The organism is Marinitenerispora sediminis (assembly GCF_003336425.1).
GTDB lineage: Bacteria > Actinomycetota > Actinomycetes > Streptosporangiales > Streptosporangiaceae > Marinitenerispora > Marinitenerispora sediminis.
Map to the genome: position 1 here is coordinate 25,827 of NZ_QEIO01000011.1, position 22,004 is coordinate 47,830.

General features: G+C 75.5%; 19 protein-coding genes. 6 read left to right on the forward strand and 13 right to left on the reverse strand.

The window, feature by feature from the left end:
* Positions 1 to 463: 463 nt before the first annotated feature.
* From DEF28_RS03385 to DEF28_RS03395, 3 genes are all read right to left on the reverse strand, one after another.
* The gene (locus DEF28_RS03385; RefSeq protein WP_114397027.1) at positions 464 to 1,816 is read right to left on the reverse strand and encodes an FAD-dependent oxidoreductase; all 1,353 of its coding nucleotides are present in this window, start codon (positions 1,814 to 1,816) and stop codon (positions 464 to 466) included.
* Positions 1,817 to 2,103: 287 nt separating this feature from the next.
* Positions 2,104 to 2,667 carry a hypothetical protein gene (locus tag DEF28_RS03390; RefSeq protein WP_147280081.1) on the reverse strand — a complete coding sequence of 188 codons (564 nt, stop codon included), beginning with the start codon at positions 2,665 to 2,667 and terminating at the stop codon, positions 2,104 to 2,106.
* A gap of 222 nt (positions 2,668 to 2,889) precedes the next feature.
* Positions 2,890 to 3,573, reverse strand: a complete 684-nt coding sequence (locus DEF28_RS03395; RefSeq protein WP_114397025.1) for a lysophospholipid acyltransferase family protein — start codon at positions 3,571 to 3,573, stop codon at positions 2,890 to 2,892.
* 241 nt (positions 3,574 to 3,814) lie between these two features.
* Between DEF28_RS03395 and DEF28_RS03400 the strand changes: the two genes are divergently transcribed.
* On the forward strand, positions 3,815 to 4,480 hold the full coding sequence (locus tag DEF28_RS03400) for a cyclase family protein (protein WP_114397024.1): 666 nt from the start codon (positions 3,815 to 3,817) through the stop codon (positions 4,478 to 4,480).
* A gap of 38 nt (positions 4,481 to 4,518) precedes the next feature.
* Here the strand turns inward: DEF28_RS03400 and DEF28_RS03405 are convergent, their stop codons facing one another.
* Positions 4,519 to 6,636, reverse strand: coding sequence for an FUSC family protein (locus tag DEF28_RS03405; RefSeq protein ID WP_374058084.1), 2,118 nt, complete (start codon positions 6,634 to 6,636; stop codon positions 4,519 to 4,521).
* A gap of 165 nt (positions 6,637 to 6,801) precedes the next feature.
* Here DEF28_RS03405 and DEF28_RS03410 point away from each other — a divergent pair, with 165 nt between their 5' ends.
* On the forward strand, positions 6,802 to 7,521 hold the full coding sequence (locus DEF28_RS03410; RefSeq protein WP_147280080.1) for a helix-hairpin-helix domain-containing protein: 720 nt from the start codon (positions 6,802 to 6,804) through the stop codon (positions 7,519 to 7,521).
* 23 nt (positions 7,522 to 7,544) lie between these two features.
* Here the strand turns inward: DEF28_RS03410 and DEF28_RS03415 are convergent, their stop codons facing one another.
* The 4 genes from DEF28_RS03415 to DEF28_RS03430 all read right to left on the reverse strand — a co-directional run bounded on the left by DEF28_RS03415 (position 7,545) and on the right by DEF28_RS03430 (position 12,586).
* Positions 7,545 to 8,810, reverse strand: coding sequence for a hypothetical protein (locus tag DEF28_RS03415; RefSeq protein ID WP_114397022.1), 1,266 nt, complete (start codon positions 8,808 to 8,810; stop codon positions 7,545 to 7,547).
* A gap of 262 nt (positions 8,811 to 9,072) precedes the next feature.
* A complete protein-coding gene (locus tag DEF28_RS03420) occupies positions 9,073 to 9,735 on the reverse strand; it encodes a pyridoxamine 5'-phosphate oxidase family protein (protein ID WP_114397021.1) in 663 nt (220 codons plus the stop codon).
* A 1,192-nt stretch (positions 9,736 to 10,927) separates the two neighbouring features.
* The gene (locus DEF28_RS03425; protein WP_114397020.1) at positions 10,928 to 11,917 is read right to left on the reverse strand and encodes an iron-siderophore ABC transporter substrate-binding protein; all 990 of its coding nucleotides are present in this window, start codon (positions 11,915 to 11,917) and stop codon (positions 10,928 to 10,930) included.
* 111 nt (positions 11,918 to 12,028) lie between these two features.
* The gene (locus DEF28_RS03430; protein ID WP_114397019.1) at positions 12,029 to 12,586 is read right to left on the reverse strand and encodes a GNAT family N-acetyltransferase; all 558 of its coding nucleotides are present in this window, start codon (positions 12,584 to 12,586) and stop codon (positions 12,029 to 12,031) included.
* 142 nt (positions 12,587 to 12,728) lie between these two features.
* On the opposite strand from DEF28_RS03430, the gene DEF28_RS03435 reads away from it, so the two are divergent.
* On the forward strand, positions 12,729 to 13,640 hold the full coding sequence (locus DEF28_RS03435; protein ID WP_114397018.1) for a ketopantoate reductase family protein: 912 nt from the start codon (positions 12,729 to 12,731) through the stop codon (positions 13,638 to 13,640).
* Positions 13,641 to 13,656: 16 nt separating this feature from the next.
* Here the strand turns inward: DEF28_RS03435 and DEF28_RS03440 are convergent, their stop codons facing one another.
* Entirely contained in the window at positions 13,657 to 14,628 is a 972-nt protein-coding gene (locus DEF28_RS03440; RefSeq protein WP_114397017.1) for a magnesium transporter CorA family protein, read from the reverse strand.
* 447 nt (positions 14,629 to 15,075) lie between these two features.
* Here DEF28_RS03440 and DEF28_RS03445 point away from each other — a divergent pair, with 447 nt between their 5' ends.
* A complete protein-coding gene (locus DEF28_RS03445) occupies positions 15,076 to 16,017 on the forward strand; it encodes a LysR family transcriptional regulator (RefSeq protein ID WP_114397016.1) in 942 nt (313 codons plus the stop codon).
* Positions 16,018 to 16,648: 631 nt separating this feature from the next.
* Here DEF28_RS03445 and DEF28_RS28780 read toward each other — a convergent pair.
* On the reverse strand, positions 16,649 to 16,777 hold the full coding sequence (locus tag DEF28_RS28780) for a hypothetical protein (RefSeq protein WP_258861958.1): 129 nt from the start codon (positions 16,775 to 16,777) through the stop codon (positions 16,649 to 16,651).
* A 111-nt stretch (positions 16,778 to 16,888) separates the two neighbouring features.
* Positions 16,889 to 17,854: a LysR family transcriptional regulator gene (locus DEF28_RS03455; protein WP_114397015.1), complete on the reverse strand. Its 966-nt coding sequence runs from the start codon at positions 17,852 to 17,854 to the stop codon at positions 16,889 to 16,891.
* A gap of 943 nt (positions 17,855 to 18,797) precedes the next feature.
* Here DEF28_RS03455 and DEF28_RS03460 point away from each other — a divergent pair.
* The gene (locus DEF28_RS03460; protein ID WP_374058083.1) at positions 18,798 to 19,928 is read left to right on the forward strand and encodes an EamA family transporter; all 1,131 of its coding nucleotides are present in this window, start codon (positions 18,798 to 18,800) and stop codon (positions 19,926 to 19,928) included.
* On the opposite strand, the gene DEF28_RS28275 is transcribed toward DEF28_RS03460, so the two are convergent.
* On the reverse strand, positions 19,829 to 20,248 hold the full coding sequence (locus DEF28_RS28275) for an ABC transporter permease (protein WP_233515072.1): 420 nt from the start codon (positions 20,246 to 20,248) through the stop codon (positions 19,829 to 19,831). The two genes, DEF28_RS03460 and DEF28_RS28275, sit on opposite strands and share 100 nt — an antisense overlap.
* A gap of 994 nt (positions 20,249 to 21,242) precedes the next feature.
* On the opposite strand from DEF28_RS28275, the gene DEF28_RS03470 reads away from it, so the two are divergent.
* Positions 21,243 to 21,482 (forward strand): hypothetical protein, encoded by a 240-nt coding sequence (locus DEF28_RS03470; RefSeq protein WP_114397013.1) that lies wholly within the window; start codon positions 21,243 to 21,245, stop codon positions 21,480 to 21,482.
* Between the two features lie 277 nt (positions 21,483 to 21,759).
* Here DEF28_RS03470 and DEF28_RS03475 read toward each other — a convergent pair whose 3' ends face one another.
* The gene (locus tag DEF28_RS03475; RefSeq protein ID WP_114397012.1) at positions 21,760 to 21,987 is read right to left on the reverse strand and encodes a hypothetical protein; all 228 of its coding nucleotides are present in this window, start codon (positions 21,985 to 21,987) and stop codon (positions 21,760 to 21,762) included.
* Positions 21,988 to 22,004 lie beyond the last annotated feature (17 nt).

Consider the following 22,004-nt stretch of genomic DNA (forward strand, 5'->3'; position numbering starts at 1 on the left):
CCCCACGTCTCGACACGTCGAGCGCGGGGCGGGAAGTCTGTGGCCGGTGTGGCGGTCGCCTCTCGGCGCGGGGCACAACGCGGCTCCTGCAGACCGTCCGGCCGCCCACCTGGGGCGGGCGCCGTACGCGGTATTCCGCGAAGGCTGAAGGTGAGGCCCGGGGGACACTTGCTACCACACCGACCACCAGTGACTCTAACTCATCCAGAGGCCGGGATGTTCCGTAACGCCTGACAAAACCGCCGCCCCGCAGGTCGCCGCTGGGAAGCGCGGGCGGGCCGGCCCCGCCGACTCGCCGAAGGGGGCAGGCCGCGCGCGGAGAGCGGCGCGGCCGCACGCCGGCGCATCCGTCCACCCCGTGCCGCAAGCGCCGCGCGGGCGGCGGGTCCGTGCTCAGGGAGACGCGGAGGACCCCGCCACTCGGGCGGGGTCCCAGGTCGCGTCCGCGCGGCGGCGGCGCGGTTCAGCCGTCCTCGCCCCGGCAGATGCGGGTCATGTCGGCGCGGGACAGCACCTTGACGCGCTTGCGACCGTGCTCTCTGCCGAGCTCCTCCTCGTGGGACTCCAGGCGCTGCCAGCCCTCCCACGTGGTGAACGGCACGCCGCGCTCGCGCAGCAGCCGCACGAACGACTCGGGGTCGGGGTCGGCGGCCGGCGGGAAGGAGTCGCGGTCGGCGACCAGGTTGCCGATGGTCTCCAGCGCGTCGCCCTTGGTGTGGCCGATGAGGCCGACCGGGCCGCGCTTGATCCAGCCGGTGGCGTAGACGCCGGGGATCGGCTGCTCGTCGAGGTCGAGGACCCGGCCGCCGTCGTTGGGGATCACACCGCGGTCCTCGTCGAACGGCAGGTCGGCCACGGGCGAGCCCAGGTAGCCGATGGCGCGGTAGACGGCCTGCACGTCGTGGTCGATGAACTCGCCGGTACCGCGCACGCCGCCGTCGCCGGTCAGCTCCATGCGCTCGGTGCGCAGGCCGGTGACGCGGTCGGTGCCCAGGATCTCCACCGGGCGGTGCAGGAAGTGCAGGTGCAGGCGGCGCGGCTCGCCCCGGGGGTCGCGGATCGCCCAGTTCTGCAGGACCTTCACGTTGGTCTTGACGTGGTTGGAGCCCTCGATGGCCGCCATGCTGGCGTCGTCCAGGTCGAAGTCCTCGGGGTAGACGATCACCTCGACCCCGGGCTGCTTGTCGAGTTCGCGCAGCTCCATGGGGGTGAACTTGGCCTGGGCGATACCGCGCCGGGCGAACACGTGCACGTCGGTGATGCGCTTGGAACGCAGCCCCTCGTGCACGTTGTCGGTGATGTCGGTCTCCAGGAGGTCGTCCGCGTTCTTGGCGAGGATGCGGGCGACGTCCACGGCCACGTTGCCGGCGCCGAGGACCGCGACGCTGGTGCCGTCGACCTGCCACTGCTGGGGCACGTCGGGGTGGCTGTCGTACCAGAAGACGAAGTCGGCGGCGCCGTGGCTGCCGGGCAGGTCGACGCCGGGGATGTCGAGGGGGCGGTCGCGGTCGGAGCCGGTCGCGAAGATCACCGTGTCGTAGTGCCGGCGCAGGTCCTCCAGCTTGAGGTCGACGCCGTACTCGACGTTGCCGAGGAAGCGGATCTGCGGCTTGTCGAGGACCTTGTGCAGCGCGCCCTGGATCTGCTTGATGCGGGGGTGGTCGGGGGCCACGCCGTAGCGCACCAGCCCGTACGGAGACGGGAGCTTGTCCATAATGTCAATGCTCAGCGGTGTCCCGCTCGCCGTCAGCGTGTCGTCCTTCGTCAGCAGATCCGCCGCGTAGATACCCGCGGGGCCGGCCCCCACGATTCCCACTCGCAGTGGACGCGTCATCGACATCTCCATCCTTCGCGTCTGCTCGGGCGGCACGGTCGAACCGAGTCGTGCCGCGCGCCACGGGACTCGCGACGCGGTAAATCAGGCAAGGCTCACCTAAGTCAAAACTACCCGACCAGTGGTATCCCGACTCAACCAACTCTAAAAATAGACATTGCCGCCCGCGGGCAAGGTGGTGGGGGCGTGCGGCGAGATCGATGTCATTTCCACCGGTCAGTCAGGAATTATCGCTCACTCAGCATGGCCAACGCGTCGATCGGCCGATCTCAGCCCGAAACAACTGTGGGGTACCTCACGGGGTCGTTGCCGGAGGTGCGCCCGGCCGGCGACAGCCGGAGGAGGAACTCCTCCTGCCCGCGCAGGCTCTCGGCCGCCCGCCGGAACTCCGCCGAGCCGTGGTCGCGGTAGTGCTGGAGCAGATGATCATAACGGGCGGCGACGGCGTGCCGCCGCCGTGCGCGCACCTCGACGTGGTAGCCCCCGGTGCCGCCGGCGAGCCGGACCCCCAGGGTGCGCCCGGAGGTGTCGGTGCCCACGCTGACGTAGCCGCGCAGGAACACCGTGGCCGTGCCGGCCTCCTCCCACGGCACCGCCTCCGGTCCGGTGTCGGCGTCGGGGCCGGGGAGCTGGTCCCACTCCTCAAGGACCACGCTCACCTCGATCCGCCCCTGCAGCGTGCTCAGCTCCAGATGCTCCGGGCCGCAGGCGAGCAGTGAGCCGCCCGCCAGGCCGGGTGCGGCGCCGCGGTCGAAGCGGGCGCCCAGGCCGTGGACGCGGAACAGCCCGTTGTCGGGGAAGACGAGGAACCGGATCCGAGTGAGCCGCTGCACCGCTCCGCCCTCCACGTTGACGCGTCCGCGCCCGGCGGCCGACCGCCCGGGGCGGCGCGACACCGGCGGGAACCGGCAGATGTGAGGGGACCGATCCTGAACAGCACTCTAGTCCGATCGGCGGCCGGCGGGGGCGAGTGTCGCCAGAAGGCACGAAGGTGCCGGTCGCGGGGGTCCCGTGCCGCCCGCGCGGCCGGCCGCCGTCCCGCGCCACCGCGGTGGTCAGCTCGCGCGCGCCGCCGGCCGGGCCTTGGCCGAGGCGGCGAACCGTTCGGCGCGCGGCTGGCCGGACAGGGCGTGGATGGCGTCCATGACCGCGTCGGTGGCCGCGCGGCGGGACCGCGCGCGGCCGGCCTCGCCGTGCCAGGGCGCCAGGTCCACCACCGGCCCGATCCGCACGCCGAGGCGGTGGAACGACGGGATCCGGCGGCCCGCCGGCAGGACGTGCGCGGTACCGGTGACCGCCATCGGAACGACCGGCGCGCCCGTCGACAGCGCCAGCCAGGCGAGCCCGGTCTGCCCGCGGTAGAGCCGCCCGTCCGGGGAGCGCGAGCCCTCCGGGAAGATCCCGACCGCGCGGCCCTCGGCCAGCAGGTCGAGGGTGCTGTCCATGGCTTCCCGGGCGCCCGTGCCCCGGTCCGTCGAGAGCTGGCCGATCGCCCGCAGGGCGCGCGTGAACGTCCGCTGGGCGAGATTGCCCTCGGCGAAGAGCTCCCGCTTGGCGAGGAAGACCACGGGGCGGGGGACCACCACGCCGATGAGGACCGGGTCGAAGTTCGACAGGTGGTTCGAGGCCAGGATCACCGGACCGTGCGGGGGGATGTGGCGCAGGCCCGTCACCTGCGGTGACCACAGTGTTCGGGTGACCGGCGCGATGACCGACTTGGCGGCTCCGTAGATCGACACGGCGGGCTTCTCCTCGGACAGGACGGGGGGACCGCACCGACTCTAGCGAGGCCGGGGCGCCTGTTCCGCCCGGGGTGCGCGGCGGGTCCGGCGCTTTCGCGGCACGGGCGAGGGGCAGTGACGTGGGACACCGCATACCACTACAGTGTGGTCTAGACCTTTACGGGGCGCCGGCGCCCTCCGGTGCCGGCCCGCGCGTCCGGCCGGCCGGACGCACGACGCGTGGAGACGAGGCGACGCAGTGACGCACCTGGTTGACCTGAGCCACCAGATCGTGGCGGGGATGACGACCTACCCGGGGCTGCCGGGGCCGGTGGTCGAGGACCACCTCTCCTTCGAGGACTCGCACCGGACCTACGCGCCCGGCACCGAGTTCCGGATCGGCCGGGTCTCGATGGTCGCCAACACCGGCACCTACCTGGACACCCCCGCGCACCGCTACCGGGACGGCTCCGACCTCGCCGACCTCGAACTCGCCAAGGTGGCCGACCTCGACGGCGTGGTCATCGACGCCGTCCAGCGGGAGGTCGGCCCGGAGGCGCTGGAGGGGGTGGACGTGGCGGGCCGCGCCGTGCTGATCCGCACGGGCTGGGACCGGCACTGGCGCACCGAGCGGTACGGCAGCGACGAGCACCCCTACCTGTCGGAGGCGGCGGCCAAGGCGCTCGTGGCGGCCGGGGCCGTGCTCGTGGGCATCGACTCCGTCAACATCGACGACATCTCGCCGGCCGCCGACGGGGCGCGGCCGGCGCACTCGGCGCTGCTCGCGGCCGGCATCCCGGTCGTCGAGCACCTGTGCCTGCTGGACCGGCTGCCCACCGCCGGGTTCCGGTTCTTCGCGGTCCCGGTGAAGGTCCGCGGCCTCGGCACCTTCCCGGTGCGGGCGTTCGCCGTCGTCGGCGACTGAACCGGGCGGCCGCCGGCCGGCCGTGAAGCCGGCCGGCGTCACAGGTCGGCGTCCACCTCCGCGCGGGCCTGGCGCTGCTCGCGCCGGACCCGGCGCTCGTGCTCCAGCGCCGCCGCGCGCTCGTCGCCGGCGACGGCCGTGCGCATCGCCGACGCCAGCGCCCGCAGCTCCATGTTGATCCGCGGGTAGTCCACCAGGCGCGGCAGCGCGCCCAGCCGGGGGGCCCGGCGCTCGCTCATCGCCGCGCTCAGCTCCCGGAACGCCAGGTCCACGCGCTGCAGGGTGATGCCGGAGACCGGCGGCGGCTTGTCCAGGGCGAGCGCCGACAGCGCCAGGTACCCGGTGCGCTGGGTCGCGACGACGACGGGCCACAGCGGCTGGGTCGTCTCCGCCCGCGGCACGTCGCCGATCGCGCTGTCGTAGACGCCGCGCAGGCTGATCAGGTCGGCCCGCAGGTCCCGGCGCAGCCGGTAGCGGCGCTCCGGGCCGATCGCCACGTCGGGGTCGAGCACCTCGTTGATCACCGTCCGGGCGTCGTCCAGGACGTTGATGATCGTCCGGGGCAGCCGCGACGCCGACGCCTGCCGCCACAGCAGGACCGCGCCGAGCATACCGACGAGCGAGCCGAGGAGGGTGTCCAGGATCCGCGCCTGCGCGAGCTCGTCCACCGGGTAGGGGGCCGCGGTGTGGGCGATGAGCAGCGCCATCGGCGTGAGCAGGATGCTGCCGTACAGGAACGTCCGGGCGATCACCAGCTGGGCCAGCCCCATGAAGAGTCCGGCCGCCACGATGACGACCGGCAGCGGCGGGTGCAGCAGCAGCACGCCGACCCCGATCACGACGCCGAGCAGCGTGCCGAGCGCGCGCTGCACCCCCCGGTTCACCGTCAGCACCACGTTGCCGCCCTGGAGCACCGCGGCGGTGGTCACCGAGACCCAGTAGAAGCGTTCGAAGCCGAGGAGCACGGCGAGCAGGCCGGCCGCCGCCACCGTGATCCCCATCCGCAGCGCGGTCGGCAGCACCAGCGACTCGCGGCTCAGGCTGGAGCGCAGCGAGTCCAGGACCGAGGGGTAGCGGGTGTCGTACAGGCCGAGGCCGGCGCCGGCGGCCTCGTGCTCGGGCTTGCGCGCCGTCTGCGCGGCGCGGGCCAGCCGGGTGTACAGCCGGGACTCCAGGGAGCGCGGCCGCAGCCCGCGGCGCACCTCGTCGAGCCGGGCCGGATCGGGGGCCAGCTCCGGCCGGGCGACGGCGTCGGCGAGGCCCGCCGCGAACCGCGCGACCTCCTCGGGCAGCGGGTCGGTCCGTGCCATGGAGACGTCGGCGGCGGCGAGGTGGATGTCGGAGACCCAGCGCAGCAGGGCGCGCAGCCGGGCGGCGGCCGGGGTGTCGCGGTAGCCGCGCGTCTGGGCCAGCAGCACGAGCCGCCACGCCTCCGCGACCGCGAGCGAGGCTTCGTGCTGGACGTGGTCGAGCGAAGGCGTGCCGACAGCGCGGAGCAGCTTGGCGAGCTTGCGGAACGCCTCGGCCACCGCGCGGTTCTCCGGGTACCGGCCGCGGAAGGGCGCGTCCGCCATCGCCACCAGCCAGCCGACGGCCGCGCCGATCCCGGCCAGCCCGGCGTGCAGCGGGACGGCGGCCAGCCCGCCCGGGGCGATCGTGGAGATGGCGCCCACGAGGGTGATGAACAGCGGACCGGGGCGGTCGACCCGCAGCGCCTGGCAGATCCAGGTGGCGACCCCCGCGATCAGGCCGATGCCGAGCGCCGCCGTCCACGGGGTGACCGAGGCGAGGGAACCCAGGCCCACGCTGAGGACGAACCCGACGCCGACGAAGGCGAGGGCCACGGCGCGGTGCGCGTAGGGGGTGGTGCGTTCGTAGAGCACCGTCATGGAGCCCAGGGCCGCGAGCGCGGCCGCCCTGGGGTCGAAGAAAACGGCGGCGAGCGCGAAGGAACCACTCATGGCGACCGCGGCCTTGATCGCGATCGTCCAGGCCCACCGCCCGGACGCGAGCCCGAACACCGCCTTCAGATCGATACGCGCCTTCGGCAGGTCGGCCACCTTGGGGCGGATCCGTGCCGGCGGCCTCCACTCGGGGGCGGACGGCTCGGAACCCCCGCCGTCGTGGGATGTCGCCTGTTCGTGCACACCCTCAATGTTAGGCAGATTCGTCACCAGAGCGTGCGATGTGGCACTTGGTGCGCGGTTCGTCGGATTGGTGCGGCTGGGGCGGAGACGGTGGGATACGAGGGCTTCCGTGGCCGGGGGAGCGGCCGCTCGGAGGGCTTCCTCACCGCGCGGAGAGCCCCTAACCTGCGGCCTATGTCGAACGAATCCCCCCGTCAGCCCCGTGCGGGACAGGTCCAGCAGGCGGGGAGCCGGAGCCGGGCTCGCCACGTCGCGACGTGGGTGTGGGCGGGCCTTCCCGCGCTGAGTCTCGGGTTCGCCAGTCCGTTCTTCTTCATCCAGGCCGCGGCCCGCCGGTTCAACGCCTGGACGCTGGCGCTGGCGGTCGCCACCACCGCGCTGTTCGTCGGCTTCTTCCTGGCCGAGCCGGACTCGCCCTGGGAGACGGCGTGCGCGGTCCTCAACTGGGTGGTCGGCGGCGGCCTGGCGCTCGCCATGCGCGGATACGTCTTCGGTCCTCCCGCGGGGGCCGCCCCGGCCGGGCGGGCGCCACAGCCGGAGCCGGACGGGTGGGCGCGGGAGCGGTCGCCGTTGCTGGCGGAGGCGCGGCGGCTCCGCGAAACGCGCGCGCACGCACGGGAGCTGATGGAGCGGGACCCCCTGGTGGCGAAGGAACTCGGTGTGGGCCGTCCTGATCGCGACCGCGAGTTCGACGACGGCGGGGTGGTCGACCTGAACAACGCTCCGGAGCAGGTGATCAGCCGGATCAACGGCGTCACCGTCCAGCACGCGCAGGCGCTGGTGCGCGCGCGCCGCATGGGCGGGCGCTTCAGCTCCGTGGCGGACGCGGTCATCCGGGCGGACCTGCCCGCCGAGCTGGAGGAGGTGCTCGCGGAGTACGCGGTCTTCGGCTGACCGGAGCGGACCGTGCCCGGCGGTCACCCGCCCGGTTCGGCCGCCGACCGGGAGTCGAGCGCGGCGCGCAGCCGCCTGAGCTCCGCCAGCGCGTCGTCCATCTGCGCCTCGGCGCGTTCGGCGCGGCGGACGGCCTGGGCGCGGGCGTCGTCCACGGCGGCTAGCCGCTGGGCGGCGGACTCCCTGGCCTCGGCCAGCGCCTCCGCCGCGGTACGGCGGTGCTCGGCGAGTTCCGCGAGCGAGCGGCCGCGCTCCTCCTCGGCGGCCTCGCGGGTCCGCTGGAGCTCGGCGGCGAGCCGCGCGTTCTCGGCGGTGAGGCGGTCCCGCTCGGCGGCGGCCTCCGCCGTGCGCGCCTCGGCGCGCTCCGTGGCGAACTCGGCGCGTTCGGCGCGGCGGCTCTCCGCCTCCCGCTCGCGTGTCTCCTCGGCCAACCGGCCGCGCACGCCGTCGAGTTCGGCGGCGGCGCGCTCCCGCGCCTCGGCCAGCGTGCGCTCGGCCTGCTGGCGCTGCTCGTCCAGCCGCGCGGCCGCGCGCTCCTCGGCGGCGCGCACCCGGCGCTCCGCCTCCGCGAGCGCGGCGTCGCGTTCGGCAACCGCGGCGTCGCGCGCCGCCACCGCGGCATCGTGCTCGGCGCCGAGCCGCTCGACCTCCGCCCGGGCGGCATCGCGCTCGGCCAGTGCCGCCTCGCGGGCGGCGATCGCCGAGTCCGCCATCCGCTCGGCTGAGCCCGCCGCGGCGATCGACGACGCGGCCGCCTCCTCCGCCCCGCGCCGCGCGTTCTCGGCCGCGCGCCGTTGGGCCTCGGCCGCACGGCGCAGGTTCTCGGCCTCCAGCCGGGCGGCGTCGGCCTCGGCGATCTGACGGGCGGCCGCGACCCGGGCCGCCTCGACCTGGGCCTCCGCGTTGGCGGGGTCGGTCATGGTGGAGAACGCCTCGGTGGCGGCGGTGAGGGTGCCGGCCAGCTGCTCGGCCTGCACGGCGAACCTGGTGAGGAGTTCGTCAGCCCGCAACCGGGCACTGGTCACCGGCGTCGCGCCGCGGGGGGCCGCTCCGGAGCGCTGCGGCTCGGGCTCGGCGGCCTCCGGCGGCCGCTCGGCCTCCTCGGCCGCCCGCTGCCGCTCCTGGGCGTCCTGGGCCTCCTGGGCGAGGCGCTGCCGCTCCCGCCAGGCCCGCCATCGGGTGTGCTCGGGGAGGTCGCAGTACTCCGGTGGCCGACCGGGGGACGTTCCGCGCGGGACGGGGCGGTCGCAGCCGGGGAAGTTGCAGGTGTTCGCGTCGGTGCCAGCCACGCGACGAGGGTAGCGCCTTCCCGAGGGGGGCCCGGCGAGCCGCTCCGGGGGCGCGGGCGGCACCGTCCGACGCGGGTCGCGCCGGACGGTGCCGGGCCGCTCACCGCGCGTCATGGTCGCGACGCGCGGCAAGGGACGGGTAAACCGGTCCGCGCCGGGTCGGCGGTCGCGTCCGAGGTCCACCGGCAGGTAAAACTACCGAGGAGCCCCGGCATGCGCGGAATCGGGGTGGCCGAAACCCCGGTCGGGACCGGCGGCCCGGTCACGCCAGGTGCGCCAGGTAGCCCGGGAGCGGCGTGCCGGAGGGGAGCGCGGCGTCGGGGACGGGTGTACCCAGGGTGCGGCGCACCGGGATCACGCCCGCCCAGTGCGGCAGTTCCACGTCCTCGGGGTCGTCCGCGACGTCGCCCGTGCGGACCTTCGCGGAGACCTCGTCTAGCTCCACCCGCAGCACGGCGGTCATCGCGTGCTCCTTCGCACCGGCCGGCCGGCAGTCGGCGGACCGGCCGCGCACCACCTGGTCCACGACCGCGTCGAGCGCCAGGGCCCGCTCCGCCGGGTCGGTGACTCGGTGCGCCGTGCCGTGGACGACCACCGAGCGGTAGTTGACGGAGTGGTGCAGCGCGGCCCGGGCGAGCACGATCCCGTCCGTGATCGTCACCGTGACGCAGACGCGCCGGCCGTCGACGGTGCGCATCGGGCGGCTGCCGGTGGAACCGTGCAGGTAGAGCCGCCGGTCCACGCGCGCGTACAGCGTGGGCAGCACCACGGGCGCGCCCTCGGCGACGAAACCGAGGTGGCAGACGAATTCGGCGTCCAGGACGGCGTGCACGGTGTCCTCGTCGTAGCGGGCGCGGTCGGCGTGCCGGGTGGGCGTGGTGCGGGCGGTGGCGGAGTAGGCGGGGCCGGGGAGCGCGGAGTCCATGATTCTCCCTTTGTATTAGTGCAAAAGAAGTTACGTATTGGTACTTTACCGGCCGGGCGGGCGGCCGCCAAGGGCCGGCCTCCGGCGTCCGCCGGTGAGCCGGGCCGGGAAGCCGCTCGGCAGGCCGGGGGAAGGCCGGACCGGCGCCCGCACGGCCGGCGCCGGCATCTCGGGCCGGACCCCCCCCAGGTGCCCCGGGCGGACGCGTCGCCGGGGCGCGGACGCGGGTGGCCGCCCGGAACCACGTGGTGTTCCTCGCCGGTGCGGGGACCGCGGCGGTCGCGGTAGTGGCGGGGCCGCGTCGGGATCGAGCGCTCACCGGATGAGACGGCAGCGAGGACGCCCCATGCCGCCCTCTGGCGGAGCCACCCCCGCGCCCCGCCACCGACGACGGCCCTGGGGCGTCGATGGGGTGGTGCGCTGGCCAGTGGCGGTGGGAGGTCAGTGGCCGCTGGGCAGGGTGCGGGTCAGCCGGTTGCCACCGGATCGCGGATTTCGGCGCCGGGAGCCGCTGGCGGGTGCGGGCCGGGCTCCTTCGGTAGCGCGTGCGGCACGCCTCCGGGCTCAGCTGGTTCCACGACCGGATGATGGCCACCTCGCCCCCGTGAGCGGCGCGGACCGGGTGACGCCGTCCCCGCCGGCTCCGGTTCCTCGTCGCGGGCCGGACGGAGCAGCACGTGCCCCGGACCGGTCGCGGCTTTCGCACCGGGGTCAGCGGGCGCGGGCCCAGCGCCCGGCACCGCTCCGGAAGCCGGGGAACCGGCGTCCGCGACCGTGTCCCGGCGGTACTCGGGCTGCGGCCACGCCGACCAGGCCAGCCTCGGCGGGCCGCCGTCCAGGGACCGCGCCTGCCTCTGCCGCACCGCAGGCGGCGCACCGCCGTGGACGCGGAGCCCGCTTCGAAGCGGGCCAGGAGCGTGCACACCCCGCGCCCTTCGCCATGGGAATCCGTGCTCCGGCGAACCGACGGATGCGGTCGCGCAGGCGGCCGCGAGTGACGGCGGGGGGACGGTTCCGTCCTGGACCGCAGCCCTCGGCGCTGGCCGCGGGGCGAGGCGATACCCCGCTCGCGCGGGTGGGCGGGGGTGGATGCGGATCGCCGCCGCGGGGGTCGCCGCGGAGGCCCGCTCCGCCGAGCGCGGTGGCGGGGCGACGCCGTCCCGCGCCGCCGGAGGCCGGCCGAGCGTGGACGTCACACCGCGGGGCGCAGGTCGCCCTCCATCGCCGCGACGACGTCGTCCAGGACCCGCTCCGCGCCGAACAGGCTCGCGGCGCCCCAGTAGTCGTAGTCGACGGCGAACACCTGGTCCTCCCGCACCGCCGAGATGTTCGCCCACACGCCGTCGCCGAAGGCCGTGGGCGCGTCCTCGTAGTCCTGGTTGGCGAACACGAAGACCACGTCGGCGTCGGCTTCGGCGAGGCGCTCGTAGCTCTCGGACACGAACGGCTCGTCCGGTTCGGTGCCGCGCTGGCTCTTCGGACGGGCGAAACCGAGTTCGTCGAGGATCTCACCCGGGAACGAGGTGGTCGTCTCGAACCGGACCTCGCTGTCGCTCTGCAACCGCACCAGCGACACCTCGACGCCCGAGGTGTCGCCCAGGCGCTCCCGGGCGGCGGCGACCCGTTCCGCGTAGTCCCGGAGGGCGCGTTCGCCCTCGCCCGGCATGCCCAGCACCGCGGCGACGTCGCCGAGGTACTGCCGCCAGGCCGTCGGGCCGGGCCAGTCCAGCAGCACGGTCGGCGCGATCTCCTCCAGCTGCCCGCGGAGCTGCGCCTGCGCGGCGGCGGTGCTGTCCACCCCGATGATCAGGTCCGGCCGGGTGGCGGCCAGCCGCTCCATGTTGACGTCGTGCTCCTGCGGGGTGTTGGACACGACGGTGAGGGCCTCGGCCGGGACGCTCTCGGGCAGGTAGGGGGCCAGACCGGAGTCGCCGCGGGCGGGGTCGCCCAGCGTGGCCACCGGCACGACGCCGAGCTCCGTCACGGCCGCCAGGCCCGGACGCCACAGGACGGCCACCCGCTCGGGGTCCGCCGGCACCTCCACGGTTCCGCTCGACACCTGGACCGTGCGCGTCTCGGCCGGGGTACCGCCCGCGTCGCCCGCGGACCCGCAGCCGGAGAGGACGAGGGCCAGGACGAGGAGGGCGGACGGCCAGGCGACCGGGCGGAGGGCGCTGCGCATGGGGCTCCCGGGGCTCGCTGGGCCGGAGCACCGCGCCGGGGGCGGCGGCGGGTGTGCTGCGCTCACCCTAACCCGGCGGGTCGGACGGGCGGCACCCGCTCGACCGCCATGTCAGTCGTGCGGTCCGGCCATCCCGATACGCGCCACGAGGGTGGTGACGAACGGCCGGAAACCCTGCTCCTCGTAGAAGCGGATGGCGTCGGCGTTCGTCGCGACAGCGTCGAGCTCCAGTTCGCGGATGCCCACTGCGGCGAGCTGGTGCTGGACCTCCTCCAGCAGGGCCGGCCCGACCTGGGCGTCCTCGGCGTCGGGGCGCACCGACAGGGTCTGCACCACGGCGACCCGCTCACCCCGCTCCCACGACCCCTGGTGCGCGCGGCGCACGGTGACCATCGCGTAGCCGACGGGTACCCCGCCGCGTTCGGCGAGCACCGCGATCGTGTCCGGGTCGGCCAGCCAGTCGAGGTACTGCGCCCGGCGGCGGCGCCACGACTCGTCAACGCCGACGGAGGTGATCACGTCCTCCAGATGCGGGGCGAGGGCGGTGTGGCGCCGGTGCTGGGAGCGCCAGAGCTCCGCGAGGTCCTCGATATCGTGGCGGCCGAGATAACGGAATCGCAGGATCTCGCCGGCTCCGACGCGTGATTTGGTGGCAACCGAATTTTGCATCTTTTTTTCTCACCCGTTCCACCAGGATTGGCGCGGCTCGATCGCCGGCGGCGCAGGCTGATCCACCGACTGAGCTGTGAACCGAGACTACGTGGCAGGTCGGTGCCGGCACCCTGTGACACGGGAAAAAGGAGACGCTGACATGCCAGTCGGGAAACTTTCGCCGCATTTCACGGTGCTCGGCCCCGGCGGGGTCGGCGGGCTGCTCGCCGGGCTCCTGGTCCGCGCCGGTGAGCGGGTGACCGTGGTCGCCAGTGAGGCCACGGCCGAGCACATCACCGCGAACGGGCTGCGGGTGGAGTCCGCGGTCTTCGGCGACTTCACCGCCGCACCGCCCGCCGCCGCGCGGCTGGCCGAGCCGGCCGACGTGCTCCTCGTCGCCCCGAAGGCGACCGCGCTGGACGCCGCCCTGGACCGCATCCCCGCCGACCTGGTGAGAGGCGCCCTGGTCGTGCCGCTGCTCAACGGCCTGGAGCATGTCGGGCACCTGCGCCGCCGGCTGCCCGGCGCACATGTGGCCGCGGCCGCGATCCGGGTGGAGTCGACCCGGACCGCTCCCGGGCGCATCAGCCACACCAGCCCCTTCACCGCGCTGGAGCTCGCTGCCCCGGGCGCTCCCGGCGGACTCGTCGCGGCGGCGGCAGAGCGGCTCCGCGGCACCGGCTTCACCGTGACCGTCAGCGACGACGAGGCGCGCACCCTGTGGGAGAAGTTCCACTTCCTCCTTCCGACGGCGCTGGTGTGCACGCACGCCGGCAGCCCGATCGGTGCGACGCGCGCGGACCGCCGGGCCGACCTGGCCGCCGTGGTGGCCGAGGTCGCCGAGGTCGCGGCCCGCCACGGCGTGGCGCTGGACTCGCCCGGTGTGCTGCGCGTGATCGATGCCATCCCGCCCGCGACCAAGCCGTCGATGCTGCGCGACCGCGAGGCGGGCCGCCCCATGGAGGTGGAGGCTCTCGGCGGCGCGCTGCTGCGGGCGGCCGCCGGCGTCGGCGTCGAGACCCCGGTGACCGCGCGGCTCGTCGCCGACCTGGAGCGGATCGACGCGCGGTGAGCGGACGCCAGCGCGCTCAGAGCCAGTCGCGGCGGCGGAAGGACACGTAGACGGCGACCGCGGTGACGAGGAGCAGCGCGTTGGCGAGCAGTGCCCCCCAGAGGCGGTGCTGGCCGGGCAGGGCCACGTTCATCCCGTACCAGCCGGTGATGGCGGTGGGCACGGCGATGACGGCGGCCCAGCCCGTCAGCTTCTTCATGGTGACGTTCAGCCGGTTCTGCTCCAGGTTGAGCGCCGTTCCCGTGATCGAGGCGAGCATCTCCCGCAGGGCGTCCATCAGCTCCACCACGTGGTCCAGCCGCACCGCCACCTCGCGCAGACGCGGGCGGATCCCGGGGCCGCCCGGCGGCCGCTCCCGCTGGGCGAGCTCGTTCAGGACCGCGTGCAGCGGGAGCACGACGCGGCGCAGCCGGACCAGGCGCCACCGGAGTTCGTGCGAACGCCGCTGCACCTGGGCGGCCGCCCGGCGGCTCTCCTCGAAGAGCAGCCCTTCCACCTCGTCGACCTCGTCGTCGATGTCCAGCGCCGCGTCGTGGTAGCGGGCGGCCAGCCGCTCCAGCAGGCGCACCAGCAGCGCGGCCGAGCCGTGCCGCGCCACCGGCCCGGGGTCCCCGCCGTCGGCCATGGCCGCCCGCAGGTCGGGGTCGGCGGTCGAGGAGAGGGTCACCAGGACGCGCTCGGTGGCGAACACGACGAGCGCGGGACGGCCCGCGGAGCCCTCACCGGGGAGCGCGGCGGGGACGGTCAGCGTCAGCCGGCCGTCCGAGGCGCGCAGCCGCGGCCGCCGGTGGGCACGGGCGGCCTGCTGCTCGGCCAGGGCGCCGGCGTCCAGACCGAGCGGCGTGGCGAAGGCGACGAAGTCCGCCCGCTCGTCCGGACCGAACCCGACCCACGCCGCCGCGCCTTCGGACAGCGTCTCCGGAAGCCGCGCCGCCGAGCTCTCCGCGACCACGGAGCCGGCGGCGTCGTACAGCAGGGTCTCGGGCATGCGGTTCAGCCTAGATCGTTGACGGGGGACCGGTGTGCTGGTCAGGCGGCCTCGCGCGGCGCGCCTCCGTGCCTGCCGCGGTCGCCGCCGCCTTGTCGCCGCAGCGTCCGGCGCACGTGCCGGCGGACCTCTCACGGGGAACGGCGCCCGCGACCTACTCCCGTCCGCGGCCGAGAAGTCGTGGCCGCGTGCGGGGAGCCGGGGCGGCAGCCGCCCCGGCTGTCGGCGGTGAACCGTGGGACGCCAGCGCACGGTGACGGACCGATTCGGGAAAGCCCGCGCCGGCCAAGGAACGCGGTGTTCCGGAAAGGTGCCGGGAAAGCGATGATTCGGTGGGATATGCGGTGGAACGCGGCCGCATCTCTCGGGAGCGCCTGATGCGGGAGGGCCGATCCGGCATCGGGGGCCCGTGCCGAGGCACTCGCGGCCTCACCTAGATTGGCAGACATGATCGACGTGCGCCGGTTGCAGTTGCTACAGGCACTCGACCAGTACCACACCGTGGCAGCCACCGCCGAGGCGCTGAACGTGACCCCCTCGGCCGTCTCGCAGCAGCTCGCCGCACTGGCGAAGGAGACCGGGGTGACCCTGGTCGAGCGCAGCGGCCGGCGGTTCCTGCTGACCGGCGCGGCGCGGGTCCTGCTCGACCACGCACGGGTCATCTTCGCCGAGATGGAGCGCGCGCGGGCGGATCTCGCCGAGTACGCCGACGGCACCATCGGGATCGCCCGGGTCGGCGCGTTCGCCACCGCGATCTCCGACCTGGTCGCTCCGGCCGTGGCCGGCCTGCGGCAGAGCCAGCCCGGCTGGCGGTTCCAGGTGGTGCAGGCCGAGCCCGAGGAGAGCACGGAGATGCTGCGCGTGGGCGCCCTCGACCTCGCCGTCACCATGTCGTCGGCGCACCTGCCTCCGGCGGGTACACCGGACTTCCGGCTCGACTCCCTCATGGTGGAGCCGTTCGACGCTGTGCTGCCCTACCACCATCCCCTGGCGGGCCGCACCCAACTGGACCTGGCCACCGATCTGGCCGACGCCGACTGGATCATGTCGGGACCCGGCAGTGCCTGGTACGACTGCGTCACCGCGGCGTGCAACCAGGTCGGCTTCCAGCCGCGGGTCGCGCACACGGTCGACGAGTTCAGCGCGGTCTTCGCGCTCGTCGCCGCCGGTCTCGGGATCGCGCTCATGCCCCGGCTGGCCTGGACGGGCCTGTCCACGTCGCAGGTGGTGGTGCGCTCGGTCAGCAACGGCCCGCGGCGGCACATCGTCGCCGTGAGCCGGGCGGGCGGCAACCCGGAGCCGCTGCTCAGCGCCATGCGGGAGGCAGCCGGCAAGGTGCCGGTGCCCTCCGCGGGGCCGCTCATCGTGACCGGGAGCGGGGCCGCCTAGACCTAGATCGTTGGCGGGGTTCGGTCTGGGGGCAGTGGTTGCCGGGGACCACCGGCTGGTCGGGCGGCCTGCCGGGCTGCCGGATCGCGGTGGCCGGTGCCGGGACCCATTGGCGCGTGCGGGGCGGCCGTCCTTCGCCAGTGCGGGCGGCCCGGCGCTCCGGGCCCGGCCGGTTCCACGACATTCGGACGACCAGCTCGTTCCCGTGGGCGGAGCCGGCCGGGTAACGCCGCCACCGCCGGCTCCTCGACGCCGAACGGGCCGAGCGGCACCTGCCCCGGACCGGCCGCGGCTTCCGGACCGGCGTAACGGGCGCGGGCCCAGGGCCCGGCGCCCCGGGGTGCCAGGCGGGGGCACGGGCGTTCGCGATCGTGCCCCGGCGCTACCCAAGCCGCGGCCACGCCGAGCGGACCAGCGTGAGCGGGCGGCCGCCGGGAACCGCCCCACCGCCGTCGCCGCTGCCGAAGGCGGGACACCGCCGCCCCGACGAACGCGGACCCCGCCCCGAAGGACGGGGTCCGCGCACGCCCATCCCGGCGCCCTTCGCCGTGGGGAGACGCGCTCCAGCGGACTCCCGGAAGGAGCAGACCACCGCGCCCTTCCTGGCATAGGCCGGCTGCCCGTACCACAGCTACGGCGCCAGATCCGGAGCGGTGCTGGTGACGATGGCGTGGACGCGTTCGGCGACCGCGGTCTCCGCCGCCGCCGGCGGCCGTGCCTGTGCGGCATCGGCACCGCCGCCGCGGGCCCGGGCAGCCACACCCGGATCGTCCGCCGCCGGGTCCCCGGTCCAGGGAAGCGGCCGGAACCTGGCGCGCCAGCGCGCCGCCGCTCCGGTGGCTCGGTCGTCCCGGGCCGCGGCTCGGCGGTGTCAGCCGGTGATGGTCTCCGGCGCTCCCGGCAGCGGGCCCGCCGCGTCGCCGTCGGTGTCCCGCAGCACCTCCCGGGCGGCGTCGCGCAGGTAGCCGGCCACGGTCCGCATGGGCCGCCACGCCCATCCGCCGGTGCGTCCCACCAGGTAGATACGCCGCAGGCCGCCCAGATCGCCGAGGGGGGAGTGCACGACCCCGCGCCTGCGGGGTGTCGCGGCGAGCTGGGGGAGCACGCCCACGCCCCAACCGGCTGACACCACGGCGCTGACCACGTCGAGGTTGTCGATCCGGTGCCGGATCCGCGGCGCGAAACCCGCCATGGCGCACATGCGCTGCACGAGCTGGTCCTCGTCGCTGCCGCGCGAGTTGGCGATCCAGGCCGTGTCGGCGAGTTCGCGCAAACGCGGCAGGGTCATGGGTCGGGACCGGGCGGTTCCGCCGGCCGGCTGGGCCAGCAGCAGCGGCTCCGCGCCGATCCGGTGCAGGGTGAAGGTGTCGGGGAAGCGGCGCGGCACGAGGCTGTACTCGTAGACCAGCCCCAGGTCGGCGTCACCGGTGTGCAGCAGCTCCAGGGCCTGGTCCGGCTCGTGCTCGATCATCCGCACGTCGATGCCGGGGTGGTCGGCGGCCAGGCGGTGCAGCGCCGGTACCACGATGGGGGTGGCGACGCTGACGAAGGTCACCAGGTTCACCCGGCCGACCGGTTCGGACTCGCCGGCCAGTTCGCCGCGGGCCGTCTCCACCCGCGACAGGATCTCGACGGCGTGCTCGACCAGCCGGTGCCCGGCCGGGGTCAGCCGCACCCGGCGGCCGTCCGGGGTGAGCAGCCGGACGCCGACCTCGCGCTCCAGCACCGCGAAGTGCTTGGAGATGGCGGACGTGCCGATGCCGGTGACCTCGGAGACGGCCGCCATGGTGCCGAGCCGGTCGAGTTCGACCAGCAGGCGCAACCGGGTGAGATCCACCCGTCCAATCTATGCCGGGCACGGCCGGCGCCTCGCACGTCCGGCAGGCGCCCAAGGCGGGGGCCGCGCGGCGGACCCGCCGGGCGGGCTGTGGGCGCGGCCCGGATGGGTGCCCGCGAGGGAGCCGCTGCCTCGGGAAGACGCGCCAGCTGGCCGCTGGCCTGCGGGGAGCGGCCCCACCGGGTTCCTCGGAGGCGGATGAGGGGCCACTCGGCGGATCGGGCAGGCGGCCGGGGGAGGCCGTGGACCGGGTACCGGGAGGCGGCGGTGCGCCTCCGGCAGGCGGGGGAGCGGTGGTCGAGGCGCCGGTGGCCGGTCCCGTGGCCCGCTCGCGAGGCGAGCGGCCCCGGGGCGGCCGCCGAAGGGGCCACGCCGTGGGCCCGGCGAGGTCCCCCCGGACCGGCCGGGGTGCCAGGGCGGTGGGGGCAGCGCCAGCTGGTCGGCGACGGCCGGAGGTGGGTGCTCACGGGAGGCGGCCCTGGCCGGCCCCCTCCAGAAACGTGGCGACCGGGCCTGCGCGGACCGTCCTCGACACGCTTCGGCCTGCCGAGGCGGTCCTCGCATCGGCCGTGCGGGATCCGGCCGGTCCGGGCGGCCGGCGGTGCCGCCGCCGAGCCCGCCCGCTCAGCCGCGCCGGCAGTACCGGCGCGGGTACCGGGGACCGGGCCGTCTCGGCCGGCCGCGTCGGTCGGCCCGCGGAGCTCGGGGCCCGGGCGCCGGCCCCAGCACAGGACGTCGGAGCGAGCGCGGACGGCGGCCCCGGTTGCGGGTGACGGCCGCCCTCGCCGGGCCCGGCCGTGATCGCGGGTCCGGCCCGGGTCGCCGGGGGACCGCTGCGCGGCTGGGCGCCGTGCGCCGGACCAGGGACCATCCGCCAGAAGGACATGATCCGTTCGCCAACGGTCCGTGGACAGCAACAAACGATGACCGGTCCAATGGTCGGGTGATCCTCTTCTCCTCGGCCCTGCTTCGCCATGCCCTGAACCGGACGCCCGCGCCGCTGCTCGTGCTCGTGGGCATGTTCGCCCTGCACACGGGCAGCGCCTTCGCCGTCCGCCTGTTCGACACGGTCGGCACCGGCGGTGTCACCTGGCTGCGGCTCTGCTGGGCCGCGGCCATCCTGCTGCTCGTCAGCGGGCGCCGGCTGTGGGCGGTGGTGCGTGCGGCACCGCGGCGGGACCTGGGTGCGGCGGTGATCCTCGGCACAGTCAGCGCGGGGATGATGGTCTGCTACTCCGAGGCGACCGCCCGGATCGACCTGGGGACCGCGACGTCCCTGGAGTTCCTCGGCCCGCTGGCCGTGGCGGTACTGGCGCTGCGGCGGCGCGCCGAACTGGTGTGGATCGCGGCGGCGCTGGCCGGGGTGCTGTGCCTCACCCGGCCGTGGAGCGGCGCGGCCGACCTCGGCGGGGTGGCCTACGGCCTGGGCGGCGCGGTCTGCGTCGCGCTCTACATCGTGCTCGCGCAACGCGTCGGCGGCCGGTTCGGCGCGCTGCACGGCCTGGCGCTGTCCATGACCGTGGCCGCGGTGCTCACCACCCCGCTGGGCGCGCCCGCCGTGGTCGCCGATCCGAGCCCGCGGGCGCTGCTCGGCACGCTCGGGATCGCACTGCTCTACCCGCTGCTGCCCTTCCTCGTCGAGATGGTGGCGCTGCAGCGCATGAGCCGCACCGCCTACAGCACCTTCAGCAGCCTGGAGCCGGCGGTGAGCCTCATGATGGGGATGCTGATCATCGCCCAGACACCCGGAGTGCTGCAGGCACTCGGCATGGCGCTCGTGGTCCTCGCCGGGGTGGGCGCCGCGCGCTCCGATGCCGCGGCGGCGCGCGGGCCGCGGGCGGACGGCACGGCCGCGGACGAGACCGCGGCGCGAGCGGCCGACCCGGAGGGGGACGGCGCGCGGGCCTGCCGCGTCCCGACGGCCCGCCGCGGCCCACGCCGGCCGTGGCGGCGGCGCGGGGTCCGGCCGCCCCGCTACGGCTCCACCGGGAACGCCCCGCGCGCGACCAGCTCCACGCACACGACGATCGCGAGCGACTCCACCGCCAGCAGGCCGATCAGCACGAAGAGTTGAACCGCCCCGGCCGCGACCGGGCTCGCACCGCCCAGCAGCATCCCCACGAAGGCCCCCGGCAGCGTCACCAGCCCCACCGTGCGGGTCTGGTCCAGGGCGGGGATGAGCGCCCCGGCCGCCGCCGGCCGGCAGATCTCCATCCGGGCCGCCCGCGGCGGCAGGCCCAGCGACAGGGCCGCCTCCACCTCGCCGCGCCGGGTGCGCAGCTCCTCGACGGCGCGCCGCCCGGCCAGCGAGGTGGCGGTGAGCGCACCGCCGATCAGGATGCCGGCCACCGGGATCAGCGCGAGCCCGGTGGCCGGCACCAGGCCGGTGGCCACAGGGTCGCGGACGACGCGGCGGGCGTCATCATGGCAGTCCTCGTTTCCGGCCGGCGGAGGCGGTGCCGCGGGGCCCGGGGCGGCCTGTCGGTGCTCGGACCGCCGGCGCGGCCGGGCGGAGCCGAGCCCCGTCGATCGTACGCCCGGGGCGCCCGTCGGCCGGCAGGCGCAGCGGCCGGCGGAGCGCGGTCGCCCGGCCCGGACGGGGCCGGTGGGAGCGCCCCCGTCCACGAGCGCTCGGGCACGGCTCACCCGGGGGACCGGGCCGGGCCGCGGGCCCTGGGCGAGCGGGAGCGGAGACGGGGCACGCCGCCCTACCGGGTGCGGCCGCCCGCCGGGCGCGGGGACGGCGACCGGCCGGAGCTCCGGCCGGATGTTCTGCCCCGCGAGGTTGGTGACGCGGATGGCTACCGGGTGCGGCGCGGCACCGGTGGTGACTGCGGAGGTGCGGCCACGCGCCGAGCGCCTCGCGGCGTTCGGTCTCGGACCGGTAGGGGGCCGCCGCCCCCGGCGGCGGTCCCCCTGCCGCCGCGCGTCCGGGCCGCGACCCGGAGGGAGTCGGCGCAGGCCCGCACCCGCCGCTTGCCCCGGCGGCGGCTTCCCCGTCCACGCGGCCCGCGGCCGTCCGCCGCGAAGCGCACGGGACGGCGGCTGTCCCCGCTCGTGTACGCCGCGCAGATCACCCCGAGTTGACCGGATGCGGGTAGGCGAAGGGGCGCGAGCGAGCCCGGAAAGGCCGTGGGACACCGCCGGAGCGGCTCCTGCGGACACCAGCGCACCTCTACGGCGTACGTCGAGAGTCCTTGACGTTGCCGCCGGTTTCTTTGGCTGCCGCGGAATCCGCGGCTGTTTGGACTTGGAGTGCCCGCCGCAAGCATGGAAACCGTGACTCCAGGGCCCGCCGCTGTCGGCGAAGGGGCCGATGGCGGGAGCCCATCGAATGGAGCCGGATCTGGCAGGTCGCCAGATCGCTTTTGTGGGGGTAACGATTCATATGAGCGTCAACCTGCGCCGAATCCTTGTCGCCGGACTCGTGGCACCCGCGCTCGCGCTGGGCGCGCCGGCGATGGGCCTGGTGAGCGCGAACGCCGCGACCACCGCCGAGGAACCCGTCCGCCACGAGCACCGCCACATGCACCACCACCACCATCACCACGGCCACCACGGTCACGGCCACCACGGCCACCACGGCCACCACGGGCACCACGGCCACTACGGCGGCCACCACCGGTGACGATCCGGCGAGGGGGACCCGAGGAGGGCTGCGCCGCGCGGACGCCGGCGGCGACCGCGCGGCGGCCTACCGGCCCCGCGTACGGCGGCGGATCGAAAGCGCGGCCGTCCGGCCCACGCCGCGATCCCCGCTGAGCGGGGTCCTTCACCTCGGCGCCGCCACCCTGCCCCGTGGCGGCGTCCACACCCGGACGCCGTGTCCCGGTCCCGCCCGCGCACACCATGTGACGAGGGCGACACCGGCTGCGCGCCGGCGGCCGACTCCGGCCGGGCGGCGCTCAGCGTTCGCGGCGGCTCCCGCCGTACTTCTTGTGCACCGCCTGCTTGCTGATCCCCAGCACGGTCGCGATCTCCGCCCACGTGGCGCCCTGCGTCCGTGCCTTTCGCACGTTCACCGCCTCAAGTTGCTCCAGTTCCCGGCGTAGTTGCGCGGCTGCCCGCAGTGCGGTGAGGGGCGCGTCGTCGCGAACGGAGGCCGTCAGCGTGCTGATCCGGTCGTGCTCCATACCCGGCAATCTACGCC

Coding starts and splice junctions, on each gene's coding strand:
- DEF28_RS03420 (WP_114397021.1), bottom strand. CDS start 9,735: ATGGACTCCGCGCTCCCCGGCCCCGCCTACTCCGCCACCGCCCGCACC.
- DEF28_RS03435 (WP_114397018.1), top strand. CDS start 12,729: ATGCCAGTCGGGAAACTTTCGCCGCATTTCACGGTGCTCGGCCCCGGC.
- DEF28_RS03410 (WP_147280080.1), top strand. CDS start 6,802: ATGTCGAACGAATCCCCCCGTCAGCCCCGTGCGGGACAGGTCCAGCAG.
- DEF28_RS03425 (WP_114397020.1), bottom strand. CDS start 11,917: ATGCGCAGCGCCCTCCGCCCGGTCGCCTGGCCGTCCGCCCTCCTCGTC.
- DEF28_RS03445 (WP_114397016.1), top strand. CDS start 15,076: ATGATCGACGTGCGCCGGTTGCAGTTGCTACAGGCACTCGACCAGTAC.
- DEF28_RS03430 (WP_114397019.1), bottom strand. CDS start 12,586: ATGCAAAATTCGGTTGCCACCAAATCACGCGTCGGAGCCGGCGAGATC.
- DEF28_RS03475 (WP_114397012.1), bottom strand. CDS start 21,987: ATGGAGCACGACCGGATCAGCACGCTGACGGCCTCCGTTCGCGACGAC.
- DEF28_RS03440 (WP_114397017.1), bottom strand. CDS start 14,628: ATGCCCGAGACCCTGCTGTACGACGCCGCCGGCTCCGTGGTCGCGGAG.
- DEF28_RS03470 (WP_114397013.1), top strand. CDS start 21,243: ATGAGCGTCAACCTGCGCCGAATCCTTGTCGCCGGACTCGTGGCACCC.